This is a genomic window from Nostoc cycadae WK-1 (assembly GCF_002897135.1).
In the GTDB taxonomy this organism is placed as follows: domain Bacteria; phylum Cyanobacteriota; class Cyanobacteriia; order Cyanobacteriales; family Nostocaceae; genus Nostoc_B.
This window is the reverse complement of sequence record NZ_DF978439.1, coordinates 3051-6077: the sequence shown is the minus strand read 5'-3', so window position 1 is coordinate 6077 and position 3027 is coordinate 3051. Positions and strand designations below refer to the sequence as shown.

Here is a 3027-nt window from a genome sequence, read left to right as displayed (position 1 = left end):
ACCCCTATCACAGCAAGTCGGTGATAAAACAGGGAAAGCCGCCACTCTCAACAATATCGGCGGTGTCTACGACGCATTGGGAGACAAACAGCAGGCATTGAATTATTACAACCAGTCTCTACCCCTATCACAGCAAGTCGGTGATAAAAGACAGAAAGCCGTCACTCTCAACAATATCGGTCGGGTCTACGACGCATTGGGAAACAAACAGCAGGCATTGAATTATTACAACCAGTCTCTACCCCTATCACAGCAAGTCGGTGATAAAAGACAGGAAGCCGTCACCCTCAACAACATCGGCAGTGTCTACGATGATTTAGGAGAAAAACAGCAGGCATTGAATTATTACAACCAGTCTCTACCCCTAAGAAGGCAAGTCGGTGATAAAGAGGGAGAGTCCGTAACTCTTAGCAATATCGCTTCCTTAAAACGCAACAGAGGAAATCTCAAACAAGCCCTCGCCCAAATAGAAGCAGCGATCGCACTCATTGAAAACTTACGCACCAAAATCACCAACGAACACCTACGTACTTCCTACTTCGCTTCTCAGCAAAACGTTTACCAGTTTTACATTGACTTACTCATGCAACTGCACAAACAAAACCCAACCCAAGGCTACGATGCTAAGGGTTGGCAAGCCAGCGAAAAATCTCGCGCCCGCAGTTTAATAGACTTACTAACAGAAGCAAACGCCGATATTCGCCAAGGTGTAGAACTAAAACTATTAGCAGCAGAACGCAATTTACAACAGCGACTTGATGCAACTGAAAAACGCCGTTTAGAACTTTATAACAGTAGTAAATACACCCCAGAACAAGCACAAGCCATAGAAACCGAATTTGCTTCCCTCATCAAAGACTATCAAGACATCCAAGCCAAAATTAGGTTTACTAGCCCCCGCTACGCCGCCTTAACTCAACCTCAAATACCCTCCGTTCCAGAAATTCAGCAACAAATCCTCGATGACGATACTTTGTTGTTGCAATACTCCCTGGGTGAAGAACGTAGCTATTTGTGGTTAGTCAGCAAAACCAGCATCAGCAGCTATGAACTACCCAAACGCGCAGATATCGAAACTCTAGTTAAGCAGTTTAACTATCTGTTAAAAATTCGTTCTTACAGTTTAAGTAACGACAGAGAAATCGGTGCAGAATCTGGTTTAGGTGCTTTTCGCAGTTCTGATGTGGTAGCAAAACTTAGTCAAATCTTATTGCAACCAGTGGCTGATAAGTTAGGTAATAAACGCTTGTTAGTTGTTGGTGATGGTGCTTTGCAATATCTACCATTCGCTGCCCTACCCCAACCTGAAACTGTAGGTAAAAAAATTCAACCTCTCATAGCCAAACACGAAATTATCAGCTTACCCTCAGCTTCTACCTTAGCCATCATCAGGCGCGAACACAAAAACCGTAAAATTGCACCGAAAACTTTGGCAATCCTAGCAGACCCAGTTTTTAGCAAAGATGACGATCGCCTTAAATCCATTGTCATGCAAAACGTCCCCCCCGCAACTAATTCCAAGTTCTCTTTTGACCGTTTACCCTTCACCCGCCAAGAAGCCGAAGCAATTTTAGCTTTAATTCCCAAACCTCAAACTCTGCAAGCATTAGATTTTGCCGCTAACCGCGCCTTTGTCACCAGTCCCCAACTGAGTGACTACCGCATTATCCACCTTGCCACCCACGGCATTTTTGATACCGAAAACCCTACATCATCTGGCATAGTGCTATCACTGTTTGATGAAAAAGGCAAACTAGAAAATGGCTTTTTGCGTTTACAAGATATCTTCAACCTCAAACTTCCCGCCGAGTTAATTGTTCTCAGTGCTTGTCAAACTGGCTTAAGCAAAGAAATCAAGGGCGAAGGATTAGTCGGCTTGACAAGGGGCTTTATGTATGCAGGTAGCCCTCGTGTGTTAGTCAGTTTATGGAATGTGGATGATGAAGCCACATCAGAATTGATGCAGAAATTTTACACCAAAATCCTCAAACAAAAATTGACACCTGCGGTAGCCCTGCGCTCTGCCCAGTTGGAACTGTGGCAAGAGCAAGATTATTCTAGACCTTATTATTGGGCTGCTTTTATTTTACAAGGTGAATGGAAGTGATCCTTGATACCAATAATCTTGATAGATGAATGATAGTATAGTCTAGATTTTTAATAGTACTTACGCAACTGGCACACTAAAACTCAGGTAGTGCTTGACAATTGTCGAAAGTCAATTGTCAAAAAGTATGATTTTTAGACTATTGACTATTGACTGTTTTAACTAAAGATTTATGACACTTAACGTAAGTCCTATTTAATTAAAGGCAAAAGTTAACTATTCATAAATTACACCATCATAAATCACACAATATTTTTGTAACTTGGTTTTTTTTATTAAAAAATTACGGCTTTACAGCACTTAAAAGTATAGTGAATCAGTTATAAATTCTTTTAAAAAAAATGCTCTTATGGCTAAGAGAATCGAACGTTATCAAAAGCCAAAAAATTTTTTAGCGCCCTGCCCAACTAATATTTCTCTTCTCTTAGTTAGCATGATAGTGTTTGCTGAATTAGGTGCAATAGCAGGGCAATATGCACCTAATATTGAGCAAAAACCACAAAAAAATTCACCAGAAATTAACCTAAATTTTACCCAAAAACAACAAAAAAATTCACCAGAAGTCAACCGTTCTACCGCAGAGAAAATATTTCAAGAAGGCGAAGAGTTACTAGAACGAGGTACAGCCACATCCCTCAAACAGGCGATCGCCAAATTTGAAACCGCCTTCAAGCTCTGGCAAAAAATTGGCGATGCTAAACAACAAGCCATCACACTCAACGAACTTGGCTTTATTTATGATGCCCTAGGTAACAAACAGCAAGCACTGGTATTCTTCACCCAATCTTTGCCCCTCAGAGAGCAAGTAGGAGATATAGCTGGACAAGCAGTAACTCTCAACAACATTGGTGGTGTCTATGATGCCTTGGGAGACAAACAGCAAGCGCTGGTATACTACAACAAATCCCTACCCTTATCAC

2 protein-coding genes are annotated in these 3027 nt (G+C 41.4%); both read left to right on the top strand.

The genetic code is table 11. The annotated features are described in order from the left end of the window. On the top strand, positions 1-2107 hold a 2107-nt coding region (locus tag NCWK1_RS23505), incomplete at its 5' end, for a CHAT domain-containing protein (protein ID WP_146034030.1). 349 nt (positions 2108-2456) lie between these two features. Then, a partial coding sequence (locus NCWK1_RS23500; protein WP_146034029.1) for a tetratricopeptide repeat protein occupies positions 2457-3027 on the top strand: 571 nt, incomplete at its 3' end.